A 16026-nucleotide genomic window follows, 5' to 3' on the forward strand; every position below is an offset into this window, starting at 1 on the left:
GTGGATGCCCGCGTCCGCCTGGCGTGAGCATCGCGAGCACGCCCACCCGCCGGCGGAGCCGGCGCGGCCGCACGAGGCCGCGAGCGCAGCGGCGCCCGCGCCGTCCACGGGCCCCGCGCTGTCGGCGGCCGCCGTGTTCCTGCCCGCCGGGCTGCCGCGCGACGGAAAGGTCGCCTTCTGGGACCCGGACCAGGGGCCGGTGCCCCAGGGGCCGCCCGGGGCGGAGGTGACCGAGCTGACCGTGGTGCGCCGCCACGGCGGGGGAGCCCGCAGCCGCAAGGTCGCCGCCCTCCTCGTGCCCGTCGCCGAAGCCCTTCCGGCGCTGGTCAAGGCCCGCCGGCACCCCGCCGCACACCCGGCGGCGGCCTGCTGGGGCGCCGCCGCGCTGCACGCCCTGCACCTCGTCGCGCGCGGCAGACTGCTGCCCGGGCTCACCTCCACCCACCACGACGCGTGGCGGGCCGGGCCGCTGGACGCCGACGACATCGCCCAGCTCCGTGCCATCGCCGCCGCCATGCCGTACGAGGCGTACGCCGTCCCCGTCCCCGGCCGGGGCGCCCTCCGGCTCCCAGAGCCGGAGGCCCTGGTACGCGCCTTCCTGGACGCGGTCGCGGACACCCTGCCGCGCACCCCGGCCGCCGCCCACGCGGCGGGCGCGCCCTTCGCCGCGGCCGCCGCCCAGCACCTACCCGCCGCCCGCGCCTGGGCCGCTGAGGCGGCCGCCGGCATGGACGCCGGCGTACGGGTCTCGCTGCGCCTGGACCTGTCCGGGTACGAGCTGTTCGACACGGCGTCCGAAGAGGAGGGCGAGGCCCGGCGCGCGGGCTCGGCGATCGTCCAGGTGCACAGCCTCGCCGACCCGACTCTGGTCGTCGACGCGGCCCACCTCTGGTCGGACGACGAGGGCGAGAGCGGGGGCCGGGCGTCAACGGGCAGCGGGCGAAGTGGAGTTGACGCCTTCGGGCCGCGTGCCCGGATCGACGCGCTGCTCGCGCTGCGCCGGGCCGCCCGCGTCTGGCCGCCGCTCGGACTGCTCCTGGAGCGCAGCGTTCCGGACGTCCTGCCGCTCACCGAGACCGAGCTGTACGAGCTGCTCGGCGAGGCGTCGGCGCGCCTCGCCGCGGCGGGCGTCGCCGTGCACTGGCCGCGCGAACTGGCCCGTACGCTCAGCGCCACCGCCGTCGTAAGGCCGGCGCCCGGCTCGGCGACCGACGGCACGTCCTTCTTCGACGCCGAGGAACTCCTCGCCTTCAACTGGCAGTTGGCGCTCGGCGGCGAACCGCTCAGCAACGCGGAGATGGATGTCCTCGCCGAGTCCCACCGCCCGATCGTGCGGCTGCGCGACCAGTGGGTGGTGGCCGACCCCGAACTCGTCCGCAAGGCCAGAAAGCGCGACCTGGGCCTGCTCGACCCGGTGGACGCGCTGTCCGTCGCGCTCACCGGCACCGCCGAGGTCGACGGCGAGACGGTCCAGGCAGTCCCGGCCGGAGCGCTCGCCGTGCTCCGCGACCGGCTCCTTCAGGGGCCCGCCACGGCCGAACAGCCACCGGGCCTCGATGCCACCCTGCGCGACTACCAACTGCGGGGCCTGGCCTGGCTGGAGCTGATGACCTCCATGGGCCTCGGCGGCTGCCTCGCCGACGACATGGGCCTCGGCAAGACCATCACCGTGATCGCCCTGCACCTGCGCCGGAGCCGCACCGAACCCACGCTGGTCGTCTGCCCGGCCTCGCTGCTCGGCAACTGGCAGCGCGAGATCGCCCGGTTCGCGCCGGGCGTCCCCGTGCGCCGCTTCCACGGCAGCAGCCGCAGCCTGGAAGGCAGCGGGGGAGGCTTCGTCCTCACCACGTACGGCACCATGCGCGGCAGCGCGCCCCAACTGGCCGCCCACTCCTGGAACATGGTGGTCGCCGACGAGGCGCAGCACGTCAAGAACCCGTTCTCGGCGACCGCCAAGGCGCTGCGCACCATCCCGGCCCCGGCCAGGATCGCGCTCACCGGCACCCCCGTGGAGAACAACCTCTCCGAGCTGTGGGCCCTGCTCGACTGGACGACGCCTGGGCTGCTCGGCCCCCTCAAGGCGTTCCGGGCCCGGCACGCCCGGCTGGTGGAGAACAGCGAGGACGAGGACGCGGCGGCCCGCCTCTCCCGCCTGATCCGCCCCTTCCTCCTCCGGAGGAAGAAGTCCGACCCGGGCATCGTGCCCGAACTGCCTCCGAAGACGGAGACCGACCATCCCGTGCCGCTGACCCGCGAACAGGCCGCCCTCTACGAGGCGGTGGTCCGCGAGGCGATGGCGGCCGTCGAGGCCTCCGAGGGCATCGCCCGCCGCGCCCAGATCATGAAGCTGCTCACCTCCCTGAAGCAGATCTGCAACCACCCCGCCCAGTACCTGAAGGAGGATGCCCCGCGCCTGCCGTCCCGCTCGGGGAAGCTGGCGCTGCTCGACGAGCTGGTGGACACCATCCTCAGCGAGGACGGATCGGTCCTCGTCTTCACCCAGTACGTCGCGATGGCCCGCCTGCTCTCCAGCCATCTGACCGCCCGCGGCGTGCCTTCCCAACTGCTGCACGGAGGAACGCCGGTGGCCGAGCGGGACCGGCTGGTCGACGCCTTCCAGAGCGGCGAGGTGCCCGTGTTCATCCTCTCCCTCAAGGCGGCCGGCACCGGCCTCAACCTGACCCGCGCCGGCCATGTCATCCACTACGACCGCTGGTGGAACCCGGCGGTCGAGGAACAGGCCACCGACCGTGCCTACCGCATCGGCCAGAACCAGCCCGTCCAGGTCCACCGCCTGATCGCGGAGGGCACCGTGGAGGACCGCATCGCCGACATGCTGGAACAGAAGCGCCGGCTGGCCGAGGCCGTCCTCGGCTCCGGCGAGAGCGCCCTGACCGAACTCACCGACCGCGAACTGGCCGACCTGATCTCCCTGCGGAGGGCCCCATGACCCCCCGCCCGTCCATCGGCACCCCGCGCCACGACGACCGCCGTCGCACCTACCCCGCGCTCGGCGCCCGCTCCGAGCGGACCGGCACCTGGTGGGGCGACGCCTGGGTGGCAGCGCTTGAGGAACTCGCCCTGGACTCCGCCCGGTTGGCGCGTGGCCGCGCCTACGCCGAAGCCGGAAACGTCGACGCGATCACCGTCACGCCGGGCCGCATCACCGCCTACGTACACGGTTCCCGCCCCCGCCCCTACCGTACGGAGCTGCGGCTGCGCACCCTGCCCGACCAGGTGTGGGAGGACTTCCTCGACACCGCGGCCCAGGAGCCCGCCCACATCGCCGCGCTGCTCGACAAGGACCTGCCGCACGCGCTGGCCGACGAGGCGGCACTGCTGCCCGCGTCGGGCGACCTGATCCCCGACTGCTCCTGCCCCGACGACGGCTATCCCTGCAAGCACGCGGCGGCGCTCTGCTACCAGACCGCCCGTCTCCTGGACGAGGACCCGTTCGTGCTGCTCCTGATGCGGGGGCGCGGCGAACAGGAGGTGCTCGCCGCGCTCACCCGGCGCAACGCCACCCGCATGGCCGTGGAGCGGGCGGCGCCCCTCCCTCAACTCCCCACCGTCCAGGCCCGTGTGGCGGTCCAGCCGTGTACCCTCCCGCCCCTGCCGCCGCCGTTCCCCACGCCGCCGCGGCCGGGCCACCCGCCCGCCTTCCCCGAGGTGCCCGGCGGGCCCGACCCGCTGTCCCTCGACCTCCTCGCCACCGAGGCAGCCATCCGCGCCCACACGGTCCTGGCCACCGGAGAGGATCCGATCGCTCCCCTCTCGCCCTGGCAGGACGCGGTCCGCCTCGCCGCCGCGCACCCCGGCTCCGGCCTCACCTCGGCCACCCGCGCCCTCTACACCTCCCTGACCCGGGCCACCGACCGCACCCCCACCGATCTGGCGCGCGCGGTGGCCGCCTGGCGGCAGGGCGGCATCGAGGCGCTCGCCGTCCTCGAACTGCCCTGGGACCCGCCGGCGGGCCCCTTCGACCGGGCCCGCCCGGCGCTGAGCGCCGCCGGATTCCCGGACTTCCGCCCCAGCCGCAACCGCCTCTCCACCCCCACCACCCAGCTCCGCTACGGCCGCGACGGGCTCTGGTACGGCTACGAATCGGACCCGGGAAGGGAGGACTGGTGGCCGCGCGGCACCCCGGACGCGGATCCGGTGGGGGCGCTCACGGCCCGGCTCGGCGGCTGACACCAGGAGGGGGCGACCCCGAGAGCCGGCGGACGACCCCGGGCCGGTCAGGGGCGCGGCCCGAGGAGCAGTCGGCGGACGGACCGGCCCCGAGGAGGCCCAACGGGGCCTCAGCCGCAGGCCGGGACCGCCTTGGCGCGCTGTGCCGGGCGCGGCTGTTCCAACTGCCTGACCACGTAGGCGTGGAACAGGTCGACGGCCGCGTCGACACCGCGGATGAACCCGGTCTCGGCGTTGCCGCGCGTACTGCCCACGCCCCTGGAGAGCGACAGCCGGAACCCGGTGATCCGCTCGGACCCGCGTGGCAGCAGGTCCCCGGGCTCGGGGCGCAGCCTCTCCAAGGTGCCGCGCGGGCCGACCGCGTCCCCGTCGAGGAGGGCCTGCACATGAAGGTCGGCCGGCGCCTCGCCGAGCTGCTTCAACAGCTTCTTCACCCAGGTGAGCGGATAGCCCTGTTCGGGCGCGGGGACTTCGATGGAGGTCCTGAGCCGCCCCATCCGCAGATCGGCGACGATGGCGAGGTTGCCGGGTGCGCCCTCGACCCGGATCTCCGCGTGCAACTGGCCGTCCACGCAGAGCCGGCCCGCCAATTGCGCCCGCCGCGACTGCGGGTCGGTGCCGCGCTTGGCGCGCTGCACGGGCACCACCTTCGTGCCGAGCTCACCGCCGAGCCGCAGACAGACCTGGCGGATCAGCCGCTCCCAGCTCTCGACGACCTGCACGGTGCGCGGATCGCCCGGCGACAGGGTCTCCTCGTCGATCCCGTGGCGGACCGGGACCCACGCCGGGCCCATGTTCTGGAAGCCGTGGCAGCCGGAGTTCTCGTGCTGGAGGTAGTGCAGGAGCTCCTGGAGGAGCCAGGCGTGCGCCTCGTTGCGTACGCCCTCGTGCCGGATGAGGAGCTGCGCCTGGTGCGTGACCTCGGCCCAGGACAGATGCCACAGGGCGACCTTGTGCTTGAGCCGCCCGTCGGTCTTCACCTCGACCGGGGAACTTCCTTCCAGGGCAACGTCGTTGGACAGGGTGATGACCGCTTCGTAGCCCCGGCGGGCGGCGATGTCCATGTAGTCCTGGATCTGCTCGCTTTTGAGGGCGTTGCCGTTGGTCTTGGTCTCGACGAGCGCCGTCCACAACTTCCCCGCGCGCTCCACGCGGATGACCCCGTCGGGCCGCTTGGAAGTGTCGCCGTTGGGGAGCGAGACCTCGGTGAAGGTCTCCATCCGCCCGGCGGGCGAGCCGAAGGCGGCGGTCAGCCGACGGCCGAACTCGGGAACCTGCGTCATCACGGACAGCAGCACGGACGTCGCCCGCATCTCGCGCTCCCGGTCGCTCTTCAGCGAGGACGCGGGGAACAGCCGGGCGGCGCGCCACGCCTCGTTCTCCGCGAGCGAGACCTTGGGCGCCTTCGGCAGCGTGACCTTCTTCTTGGCCGTACGGAGCCGGCGCGCGGGCGCGGCGGCGGGCGCCTCGGCCGCGACCGGGTCGGCGCCGCGCTGAACGGGCACACCGGCAAGAGGCGACGCGAGTGCCACAACGGCGGCCTGGGGCAAGGGAGTTGCCATTACCGTCTCGACGGCGAGGCCCCCGCCGTTCTCGACCGCGGAGGCAGCGGAGGCAGCGGGTTCGGCGGCGGCACCGGCTTCGCCGTCCTGGTCGCTGTCGTCGTCCTCGTCGATCTCGATGCCGTAGTCGGTGGCGAGTCCGGCCAGACCGGAGTCGTACCCCTGGCCGACGGCCCGGAACTTCCAGGCCTCCTCGCGCCGGTAGATCTCGCCGAAGACGAACGCGCTCTCCGTATGGGCGTCCGCAATGGAGAAGCCGAGAAGGCTCTCGCCCGAGCCGTCCGTCAGGGCGAGCCTAATGTTCTCCAACTCGCTGAATTGGGCCCGCTGATGGCGACTGGCCGCGATGATGATCCGGTCGACTTCACCGGGAATTGCAGTCAGATCAAGCTGAATTCTGTCCTCGCTGCCGTTCTCCGTCGGAGCCGGGCCGAGGAGTTGCACCGTGCCGTCCGCCGCGGCCGGGTTGTTGTAGAAGTAGAAGTCCCCGTTGCCCCGCACCTTGCCGTTCGCGCCGAGCAGCAGTATGGAGACATCGGCGTCACCTTCACCGCTCGGGCTGCTCCAGCTCAGGCTGACGATGACGGAGCCAGTGGTCTCGCTCAAAGACGCCAGGCCCACGTTGGCGCCTTTGATCATTTCGTGCATACGAAATTCCCCCTCCCCACGGGATGGAGGGCTGCACGGGCATGACCGAACTGCCCTCTGTCCACGGAAAGTTAATGCTTTCCCCGGAAACGCGAAATTCAGCCTACTCGTCGATGGGCTTGCCGCTAGGGGAAGGGGCAAAGGCGTAGAAGAAACGGACGCCCTGGCAGGAGTGTGGGGTTCACGTGGTGGCTGCCCACTGGGTCAGTTTCCTGAAGTCCCTCTCCCGCAGCCCCCGTCGTGGATGCACGCGCACCATCAGCGCGGGCGAATCATGGTTGTCGCGCACATAGGTCTCGTCCAGATCGGTGATCATGTCGTCGACCCAGGCGAACGGGCGGCCCGCGGCCCATTTCAGCAGCGGTCTGGTCTTCCAGTACAGGCCGTCCGGGTCGGTGGCGAAGAGTTCGGGCCAGGCGATGAACGGGAGGTCCGGCGGGAGGCCGATGGCGGGGGCGATCATTTCGTTCGCCTCGTTCATCCACGTGGTGGCCCAGGCCAGTTCGTACGGCAGGGAACGCAGCCGGGGGCCGTGGGCCGGGTTGAGGTAGACGCGCAGGCCGCGCCGGTGCCGTCGGGAACCCGGGGTCTGGCGCGAGAGCCAGCACGACGGGTGGAGCCGGTGGGTGCGATAGCCGCGCAACTGGGGGAGGCGGGCCCCGTACGGGTTGAGGGGGCCGTCCACGTCGAGGAGCAGCAGGGGGCGGTCCGGCGCAGTCGTCATGGGGGATGGATACCCATGCCGGTGGCCCAAGTGGCCGGCTGCGCCGGGCAGTTGTGGAGGTCAGGCGTCCGCTGGCGATACCGACGAGGCCCGCTCCGTGCCCTCGGCCGCCCGAGTTCGTCACCGACTCCCGCCTCCCTGGGGGCTCGGCCGCCCCCGTCCGTCGCCGACTCCCCCCCTTCCCGGGGGCTCAGCCGCCCGAAGTCGTCACCGACTCGCGCGTCTCCGGGGCCCACGCCAGCGACACCAGCATGCCGACGAGGAGGACCGCCGCCAGCCAGTACATCGAGCCGCTCAGGCCGAGGTGCTCCAGGCTCACCGGCAGGATGAACGTGCCGATGGCCGAGGCGATGCGGCTCGTTCCGTTGAGGAAGCCGACGCCGGTGGCGCGCAAATGCGTCGGGTAGAGCTCGGCGGGATACACCTGGGTGAGGTTTGAAGCGCCGGCCATCACAAAGGTGTAGACGAGGAACGGCACCATGAGCGCGATCGTCGACGCATGGGCGAAGGCGCCCATCAGGGTCAACGCCGCCGTCATGATGCCGAATGTGACGATCGTCAAGGGGCGGCGGCCGGTTTTCTGGAGGAACCAGAGACCCATGACGCCGCCGCCGAGCAGGAAGAGGTTGAGCAGCAGGTTCTGCAGGTCGGGGTCCGGGACGTGCAGCGCGGCCAGGATCGTCGGCATGAAGGTGTAGATCGCGAAGTACGGGAGCACCTGCGCGCTGTAGAAGACCGTGCCGAACCAGGTGCGCCTGGCCTGGCCGGGCGAGAAGAGCTCCCGGTACGCCCCGGTCGTGCCGGTACCCCGCTCGGCCGGCGCGGCCTCGGCCGGGCCCAGCTCCGCCTTCAGGTACTTCCTGGCGATGTCCCGCGCCTCGGCCACCCGGCCCTGGCTGATCAGCCAGCTCGGCGACTCGGGAGTTCCGATGCGGAGCAGCAGGACCAGGAGCGCGGGCACCGCGCCGGACGCGAGCAGCAGGTAGGCGGCGCCCTCCGACTTGCCGAGGTAGGTGCCGAGGATGCCCGCGATGACGTAACCGACGGTCCACATCACGGTGAGGGAGCCGAGGAGTACGCCTCGGAGCCTGCGGGGTGCGAACTCCGACAGCATCGTCGGGCCCACCGCGTAGTCCGCGCCGAGCCCGAAACCGATCAGTAGGCGCAGGGTGAACAGCAGCGCCGGATCCCTGGCCCAGAGCTGGAGCGCGGAGGCGATGGTGATCAGGACGAAGTTGTAGATGTACAGCTTCTGGCGGCCGATGATGTCGCCGACCCGGCCGAGCACGATGCTGCCGAAGAAGAGGCCGATCAGCGCCGATGCGCCGAGCAGGCCCTGCCAGACGCCGGAGAGGTGCCGGGCGTCGGTGAGGGTGGCGAGGACCGCGCCGATCATGCCGAGCGCGTAGCCGTCGGAGAAGTTCGCCCCGAACGTCGTCGCCGTCACCCGCAGGTGGAACGGGCGCAGCGGGGCCTCGTCGAGCGACGGGGCGAGCTGCTCGGATGTGGTGGGTGCCACGGTGGCCGGCTTCGGCATCGGCTGCTACCTCGCCTTGTGCGTGGGCCCGCCCGGGGTGGCGGGGGATGGACGGCTTGGGTCGAGCGCAGCCATCCTGCCCTGCCGGAACGCCGCGGGGGAATCGTTCTATGCGAAAGAACTGTGAGTGAATGGAATTATTACGTAAGAGGAGGCTGGTCTTCCGCGACCCTGGAGGCTACCTCGTCGCAGCCGTCCGCCGCCCACGAGGCCAGTACGGCGTCGATCGCGGCGGCGACCCGGGCCCGCGCCCGGTTGTGCGGCACCCGCGCCATGAGCAGCGCGTCGTACTCGGTGTCCAGATGGCGGACGGAGGCGCGCACGGCGGCCGTCACCGCGAACTCGTCCAGCGCCCGGCCCGCCGCCGACCGGCCCACCCGGCCGCTGCCGCGCACCGAGCTGTGCTCGGCGATGTCGCGGGCCCGCTCGGCAGGGCAGCACGGAAACAGGCGCAGGATCTCGGCGGTCAGCGCCGCGGTGAACCGCACGTCCTCGGCGGCCCGGCGTCCGGCGTCCCGGGCCCGCCGCCGGGCCCGGGCCTCCGCGTCGGCCAGGCACGCGGCCTCCGCCGCGGCGAGGGCTGCCTCCTCGACGAAGACGCCCTGGCGCTCGTAGCGCCGGCGGCGCCGATTGAAGCGGACCACGACCGCGGAGAGTGAACTGCCCGCGCGGGCCCGGCGGGTGAGCGCGGTGTCGCCGCGCGGCAGGAAGACCAGATGGCCCAGATCCGCGCAGTCCAGGCAGAGCGGGACGCCGGACTCCAGCACGATGTGTCTGAGCGGGGCGCGATCGCAGTCGGCGCAGCCATGGTGGCGCCGGGGTTGTATGACGAGAATGTGGCAGCCCTCCGTGCCGTAGTCCCGGGGTGTGTCCTTCCCTTCTCTGATTCCCCGCTCAATAACCCGTGGAACAAGGCGGATTGGGCTTGCTACGTTTCCACACGTGGCGAAACTCAATCAGATCATCGCAGTCGAAAAGGGAATCAAGTCGAAGTCCCACCAGGACCTGACGGCTGCTCAGCACGGGCTGCAGAAGCCCGCGTTGCTGGCCGGAATCTCCCGTACCTATCAGCCCAAGGACGAGGAGGGCGAGCAGCTGCCGCCCGAGTCCACCCGGGTGCAGGTCAGGTCCGAGGACGTGCTGCGCGAGACGGCCGCCACGCTGACCCGGCTGTTCGACGTGACCGCCACCAAGGACTGGGCGAACTGCGAGGCGCGGGCCGACGTCACCGTGGACGGGCGGGTCCTCGTGGCCGCCGTACCGGTCTCGTACCTGCTCTTCCTCGAAAAGCAGCTGACCGACATCAACGCCTTCGTGCGCCGGCTTCCCGTGCTGGACGCCGCCGAGTCGTGGGTGCAGGACCCTTCCACCGATTCCTGGAAGACCGAGCCGGTACGGACGCTGCGCACGAAGAAGGTGCCGCGCAACCACGTCAAGGCGGAGGCCACCGACAAGCATCCGGCGCAGGTCGAGGTGTACTACGAGGACGTGCCCGTCGGCTACTGGACGACCGTGAAGTTCTCCGGCGCGCTGCCCGCACGGCGCATCAACGAACTCATAGGACGCGTCGAGAAGTTGCAGCAGGCCGTGAAGTTCGCGCGCGAGGAGGCCAACGGCATCGACGTCACCGACCAGCGGGTGGGCGACGCCGTATTCGGCTACCTTTTCGGGTGAGCGCGCATTACCCATTGAACTCCCGGCCGTGCTCAGCGCGGCCGGGTGCGCGAGGAGCGCAAAGCTGAAGCTGAAGCTTGTCGTGACGGTGCGGCCGCACCTCAGCGTGCCGCCATCAATCTCAGACTCTCGCTCCAGACTCAGCATGCGCCACCGATCGCCGGAACCAACCGGGCCCAGGCCCATGTGCGTCGAATTGCCGGTTCGAGTCCGGCCCGCGGAGCTCCAGTCGAGTTCCATCCCGATCCGCGGTGGTCCAAAGGCAGGACGCGACGGCTTAAGACTGACCTGGGTTCTCAAGCGGACCGGCGTGTGCAGTCGCGGTGGCATCACTCAGGGCCCGGGGGCCGGCTACGCCTCCGGGCCCGCTCCCGTTCACGGACCCGCTCCGGCCGGGACGTTCGTGCTCCGCGCATGATGGGGGCGTGCGATTCGAAGCGATCACCTGGGAACGGCTGACCGACGCCCTCGCCGAACGGGCCATGGACCTGAAGGCCGCCGACGGCAGCCCCTGGCTGCGCATCGGCATCGACGGCGCCCCGGCGGCCCGCCCCGAAGAGCTGGGCCGACGCATCGCGGAAACGCTCCGGCTGCGCGGCAGGTCCGTCCTCGCCGTCTCCACCGAGGGCTTCCTGCGGCCCGCCTCGCTGCGCTACGAATTCGGCCGCGAGGACCCGGACACGTACTACGACGGCTGGTTCGACACGGGCGCGCTGTGGCGCGAGGTGTTCGGGCCGCTGGAGCCGGGCGGCACCGGCCGCGTGCTGCCCGACCTGTGGGACCCGGCGACCGACCGGGCTACCCGGAGCCCCTACCAACTGCTCCCGGAGGGAGGCGTGTTGGTGCTGTACGGCCCCATGCTCCTGGGCCGGTGGTTCCCCTTCGACCTCACCGCGCACCTGCGTCTGTCGGCGCCCGCCCTGCGCCGCCGAACCGAAGCGAGCGCCCGCTGGACGCTCCCCGCGTTCGAGCGGTACGAGACGGAGGTGGGGCCGGGCGAGGCGGCTGACGTCGTGGTGCGGGTCGACGATTTTCGGCATCCGGCGTGGGGAGTGGCGGACAGAGGCTGACGGATTTCAACTGGCGGATGATGTCCGGCGCTTGAGCCGCCTTGAGCCACCCTGAGCCCTTGGGCTCATGAGCCCAAGCGCCGTGACAGATGACGGCCATCGGCTGACAGGCTCTGATGTCTGACATCTGTCCGTCAATCGTCACCGCCTCTATTCCACCGCGGGCCGCCCTCCCACCACCCCCACCGCCAGCGCCCCCGCCCGGCACCCCGCCTCCGCGGCCTGCGCAGGGGACGCGCCCCTCAGGCGGGCGGCGAGGAAGGCGCCGGTGAAGGCGTCGCCCGCGCCCGTGGAGTCCAGGGCCGTCACCTCCGGCGCCGCCACCCTCGCGACGACCTCCCCGTCCGTGGCCACCAGTGCCCCGGCCGCGCCCAGCGTGACCGCGACCAAGGGGAACTGCCGGCTCAACTTGGCCGCCGCGTCCGCCGGCTCGGGCAGGCCGGTCAGGAAGGCCGCCTCGTCCGCGTTGGGGAGCAGCACGTCCACCCCCTCGGTCATCGTCAGGAACCGTTCGACGCCCAGGTCCGCGATGAAGCCGGTGGAGGCCGGGTCCAGGCTCACGGTGACACCGGCCCGCCGGGCCGACTCCCGTGCTGCGACGGCCAGTTGGCGGCACTGGTCGGCGAACAGCAGGTAGCCCGAGAGGTGGAGGTGGGCGACGCCGTCGAGCAGGGCGGGCGACCAGTCGGCGGGGCTCATGCGGTGGACGGCGCCGCTGTCGGTCAGGAAGGTGCGCTCCGCCGTCGCCGTGTCGACCAGCGCGATCACGGTCGCGGTGGGCGCGTCGGCATCCGGGATCAGCAGGGGACGTACGCCGCAGCGGCGCAGCCGGAGGTCGTGCCAGGCGGCCGCGTCCCGGCCGACCCGGGCGAGCAGGCGCACGTCCGGGCAGCCCGAATGGGCCGCCCAGCAGGCCGCGTTGGCGCCGGCCCCGCCCGGCACCGTACGGATGTCGGCCGCGGTGTCCGTGGCGGGTGCGAGCGGGCCGCGGTGGCGGGCGACCACGTCGGTGACCACGTCCCCGACGACGAGGAGCCCGCCGCCCGCGCGGCCGCCCCCGGCACCGCTCACAGCGCCGCCGCGATGTCCGCCGCCAGCCGGACGTTTCCGCGGACCGCCGCCACGTTGGCCTCCAGGGACGCGCCGCCCGTGTGCTGGACCACGTAGTCCAGGAGGAAGGGCGTGACCGCCTGGCCCGTGATGCCCGCGGCGCGGCAGGCGGCGAGCCCCGAGGAGAGCACCTCGTCGTGCACCCGGGGATCGAGCTGCTCGGCCTCGGGCACCGGATTCGCCACGATCACCGCCGAGTCGAGCGCGAGCGAGCGATGGGCCCGCAGCACGTCCGCGGCCTCCTGCGGTGTCCGTACCGTCCAGTCGACCGGCTCGCCGGAACTGGACAGGTAGAACCCGGGGAAGTGGTTCGTGCCGTAGCCGACCACCGAGATCCCCATCGTCTCCAGGCGCTGGAGCGTGGCCGGTACGTCGAGGATCGACTTCACGCCCGCGCACACCACCGCGATCGGCGTCCTGGCGAGGAGCCGCAGGTCCGCCGACTCGTCCTGTGTCTCGGTCCACTCGCGGTGTACGCCGCCGAGCCCGCCGGTCGCGAAGACGCGCAGGCCCGCCCGCGCGGCCAGGAACGCGGTGCCCGACACGGTCGTCGCCCCGCTCGCCCCGGTCGCCAGGGCCATCGGCAGATCGCGGTGCCCGAGCTTGCGCAGCTCCTCGTTGGCCACCCGCTCCAACTGCGCCTTGTCGAGGCCCACCCGGGGCTGCCCGTCGAGTACGGCGATCGTCGCGGGAACGGCGCCCCGGGCCCGTACCAGCTGCTCCAGTTCGGTGGCGACCCGCAGATTGCGCGGCCGGGGGAGGCCGTGCGAGATGATCGTCGACTCCAGGGCGACGACCGGCCGCCCCTCGTCAAGAGCCGTCCGTACTTCTTCCGACACCTTGGTCTGATCAGGTACGTCGTCAAAGGGCATGTCCCATCCCTGGCACGCCCGGAAGCCGAGTAAACGTTCTGCCGGACGGACCGGCCCAGGCGGTGCGCGCAGCCGGGACGTGCGCCGCGACGGCTCAACTCGGCTTCGGCGCGGCCGGTTTGAACGGCGGGGTACGAGGTGAGGGGACGCGCTGGACAGACTGTCGCGGGAAGGCGCCCAGACTTGGCCGGACTGTCGGTCAAGAGCCGCTGCCCGGCGCGGCTAGATTGACCGGCCATGAGCACCATGGATCAAGCCTCCGCCACCCCCACCGGCCCCGCCCCGCTCGGCCCGGGCCCCCTCGCGCCCGCCTCCTTCGCCGTGCGCGTCCTTGACGCCGAACTGGAGCCGGAGCCGCTCGATCCGGAACAGATCGTGTCCGGCGCCCCCGAGGTGACCGGGAAGGTGCTGTGGGAGTCGGCGGACGGGAAGCAGATCCGGGGCATCTGGCAGATCACGCCGGGCGTGGTGACCGACACCGAGGCCGACGAGCTGTTCGTCGTGGTCAGCGGGCGCGCCACCGTCGAGGTGGCGGGCGGCGACACGCTGGAGATCGGTCCTGGCGACGCCTGTGTGCTGCGCGAGGGCGACCGCACCACCTGGACCGTCCACGAGACGCTGCGCAAGGCCTACCACATCAGCTCGTAGGCGCGGCCGGGCCCGCTTTCTCCGTCCTGTGCCGACGGGACGTGAACAGGGCGAGGCCTGCCATCGGCAGCAGCAGCGAGGCGCCCGCCGCGTTCAGCCAGCCGTAGCCCGCGCGGGCCACGATCAGGCCGGCCGTGAGGCCGCCGAGGCCCGCCGCCATGTTCATCGTCAGGTCGCACAGGCCCTGCACGGCGGCGCGGGCGGGGCCCGGCACCGAGTCGGTCAGCAGGGCCGAACCGGACACGAGCCCCGCCGACCAGCCGAGGCCGAGCAGGAAGAGCCCGGCCATGGTCTGCCCGTGGCTCGCGCCCGCCGTGCCCGCCAGCAGGGCCGCGCAGCACAGCAGTCCGGCCGCAAGGCCGATCACGGAGAGCCGCCCGAGCCGGTCCGCGAGCCAGCCCATCAGCGGTGAGAACGCGTACATCCCCGCGATGTGGATGCTGATGACCAGGCCGATCAGCTCGATGTCCGCGCCGTGACGGGTGAGCGCGACCGGCGTCATCGACATGATCGACACCATGGCGGTGTGCGACACGGCGACGGTGACGAGCGCCAGGCGGGCCCGCGGGGACTCCCTGACCGCCCTGACCCCGGCCCGCAGCGAGCGGGCCGCCGCGGACTGCGCCGCGCCGCCGTCCAGCGCGCGGGCGGTCAGCAGCGGATCCGGCCGGAGCAGTACGCCGACGAGCACGGCGGACAGCAGGAACACCCCGGCCGCCCACACGAACGGGCCCGCGGCCGCCGGTATGCCGAAGCGGGTCACGCTGTGGCCGGCGGGCGCGGCTATGTTCGGCCCCAGCACGGCGCCGATCGTCGTCGCCCAGACCACGGTGGAGATGGCCCGGGCCCGCCGTTCCGGCTCGGCGAGGTCGGCGGCGGCGTACCGGGCCTGGAGGTTGCCCAGCGAGCCGGCGCCGAAGACGGCCATGCCGAACAGCAGCAGCGGGAAGCTGGCGAGCACGGCGCCGGTGACCACGACCGCGGCGCCGACCACCCCGAGGAGATAGGCGAGCACCAGGCCGGGGCGGCGGCCGCGCCGGGTCATCAGCGCGGCCAGCGGCATCGCGAGGAGCGCGGGCCCGACCACCATCGACGCGGAGGCGAGCCCCGACAGGGCCTGGCTGCCGCTGACCTCGGCGGCAAGCACCGCGGCCAGCGCGATCCCCGTGGCGTTCGCGAGCCCGCCGAGTATCTGGCTCGCGATCAGCACGGCGGTGATGCGGCGGCGCAGCGCGGGCAGGGCCGCCGGATCGGGCACCGCACGGCCGGTGTCGAAGGCGTCGGGGAGCGTAGTCACCGGCGCAGTGTGCCAGCCCTTGTCCGCGTGCGAAACGGGTGGGTCGGGGCAACGGCGCTGCTCAGAACAGCGGCTGGGGCAGCACCCCTTCGAGCGCGAGCAGCTGCCGCTTGGTCTCCAGGCCGCCGCCGAATCCGCCGAGGCCGCCGTCGCTCTCCACCACGCGATGGCACGGCACCACCACCGGCAGCGGGTTCGACCCCATGGCCGCGCCCACCGCCTGGGCCGCCCCGGGCTGGCCGACGCGGCGGGCCAGATCGCCGTAGCCCACCACCGTCCCGTACGGCACTCCAGCCGACAGCTCGCGCAGCACCTGCCGGTTGAACCCGGACGACAGCGACCAGTCGAGCGGCAGCGTGAACTCCCGCAGCCCGCCCGCGAAATAGGCCTTGATCTGGCGTATGGGTTCCTCCAGGGGGCCCGCCCGGCCGGGCACCGCCGGGGCCGGCTCGGTGGCGAACCGGGTGGCGAGCGCCCGCACGGCCCGGTCGCGGACCGCTTCATCGGCGTGGAACACCACGTTCACCAGACCCTGCCCGGTCGCGGCCAGGAGCAGCGGGCCGATGTCGCTCTCGACGACGGCCCACTCGACGAACTGCGCATTGCTGTCCATGGCGACCACCGTACGACCGCCCACTGACAACGCGGCCCGCCCGCCGGGCCCGCCGGGCGGGGAAACCGGCCCCGCCAGGG

At 72.7% G+C, this 16026-nt stretch carries 13 protein-coding genes; 5 read left to right on the forward strand and 8 right to left on the reverse strand.

Going from position 1 to position 16026, the window contains the following annotated elements; genetic code table 11:
* Positions 1 to 4: 4 nt before the first annotated feature.
* Positions 5 to 2950: a DEAD/DEAH box helicase gene (locus OHA17_RS29795; RefSeq protein WP_406510845.1), complete on the forward strand. Its 2946-nt coding sequence runs from the start codon at positions 5 to 7 to the stop codon at positions 2948 to 2950.
* Positions 2947 to 4191 carry an SWIM zinc finger family protein gene (locus OHA17_RS29800; RefSeq protein WP_406509108.1) on the forward strand — a complete coding sequence of 415 codons (1245 nt, stop codon included), beginning with the start codon at positions 2947 to 2949 and terminating at the stop codon, positions 4189 to 4191. Before OHA17_RS29795 ends, OHA17_RS29800 begins: the two co-directional genes overlap by 4 nt.
* A 110-nt stretch (positions 4192 to 4301) precedes the next feature.
* Here the strand turns inward: OHA17_RS29800 and OHA17_RS29805 are convergent, their stop codons facing one another.
* The 4 genes from OHA17_RS29805 to OHA17_RS29820 all read right to left on the reverse strand — a co-directional run bounded on the left by OHA17_RS29805 (position 4302) and on the right by OHA17_RS29820 (position 9489).
* Positions 4302 to 6401, reverse strand: coding sequence for a TerD family protein (locus OHA17_RS29805; protein ID WP_406509109.1), 2100 nt, complete (start codon positions 6399 to 6401; stop codon positions 4302 to 4304).
* 181 nt (positions 6402 to 6582) lie between these two features.
* Positions 6583 to 7125, reverse strand: a complete 543-nt coding sequence (locus OHA17_RS29810; RefSeq protein ID WP_398876702.1) for a hypothetical protein — start codon at positions 7123 to 7125, stop codon at positions 6583 to 6585.
* Between the two features lie 190 nt (positions 7126 to 7315).
* Complete coding sequence (locus OHA17_RS29815; RefSeq protein WP_406509110.1) at positions 7316 to 8662, reverse strand: MFS transporter; 1347 nt, start codon at positions 8660 to 8662, stop codon at positions 7316 to 7318.
* Positions 8663 to 8802: 140 nt separating this feature from the next.
* Positions 8803 to 9489, reverse strand: a complete 687-nt coding sequence (locus tag OHA17_RS29820) for a DUF2293 domain-containing protein (protein WP_406510846.1) — start codon at positions 9487 to 9489, stop codon at positions 8803 to 8805.
* A 115-nt stretch (positions 9490 to 9604) separates the two neighbouring features.
* Here OHA17_RS29820 and OHA17_RS29825 point away from each other — a divergent pair, with 115 nt between their 5' ends.
* Both OHA17_RS29825 and OHA17_RS29830 read left to right on the forward strand, forming a co-directional pair.
* Complete coding sequence (locus OHA17_RS29825; RefSeq protein ID WP_406509111.1) at positions 9605 to 10336, forward strand: hypothetical protein; 732 nt, start codon at positions 9605 to 9607, stop codon at positions 10334 to 10336.
* 425 nt (positions 10337 to 10761) lie between these two features.
* The gene (locus OHA17_RS29830) at positions 10762 to 11406 is read left to right on the forward strand and encodes a uridine kinase (protein WP_406509112.1); all 645 of its coding nucleotides are present in this window, start codon (positions 10762 to 10764) and stop codon (positions 11404 to 11406) included.
* 150 nt (positions 11407 to 11556) lie between these two features.
* Here the strand turns inward: OHA17_RS29830 and OHA17_RS29835 are convergent, their stop codons facing one another.
* Complete coding sequence (locus OHA17_RS29835; protein ID WP_406509113.1) at positions 11557 to 12477, reverse strand: carbohydrate kinase family protein; 921 nt, start codon at positions 12475 to 12477, stop codon at positions 11557 to 11559.
* Positions 12474 to 13388 carry a pseudouridine-5'-phosphate glycosidase gene (locus tag OHA17_RS29840; RefSeq protein WP_406509114.1) on the reverse strand — a complete coding sequence of 305 codons (915 nt, stop codon included), beginning with the start codon at positions 13386 to 13388 and terminating at the stop codon, positions 12474 to 12476. The genes OHA17_RS29835 and OHA17_RS29840 overlap by 4 nt, the downstream gene beginning before the upstream one ends.
* Positions 13389 to 13634: 246 nt before the next feature.
* Here OHA17_RS29840 and OHA17_RS29845 point away from each other — a divergent pair, with 246 nt between their 5' ends.
* Positions 13635 to 14036 (forward strand): cupin domain-containing protein, encoded by a 402-nt coding sequence (locus tag OHA17_RS29845; RefSeq protein ID WP_406510847.1) that lies wholly within the window; start codon positions 13635 to 13637, stop codon positions 14034 to 14036.
* Here OHA17_RS29845 and OHA17_RS29850 read toward each other — a convergent pair.
* Positions 14026 to 15333 (reverse strand): MFS transporter, encoded by a 1308-nt coding sequence (locus tag OHA17_RS29850; protein ID WP_406509115.1) that lies wholly within the window; start codon positions 15331 to 15333, stop codon positions 14026 to 14028. The genes OHA17_RS29845 and OHA17_RS29850 overlap by 11 nt on opposite strands.
* 61 nt (positions 15334 to 15394) lie before the next feature.
* Entirely contained in the window at positions 15395 to 15946 is a 552-nt protein-coding gene (locus tag OHA17_RS29855; RefSeq protein WP_406509116.1) for a methylated-DNA--[protein]-cysteine S-methyltransferase, read from the reverse strand.
* Positions 15947 to 16026: the final 80 nt, after the last annotated feature.

The sequence above is a fragment of the Streptomyces sp. NBC_00212 genome, from assembly GCF_045206365.1.
Taxonomy (GTDB): domain Bacteria; phylum Actinomycetota; class Actinomycetes; order Streptomycetales; family Streptomycetaceae; genus Streptomyces.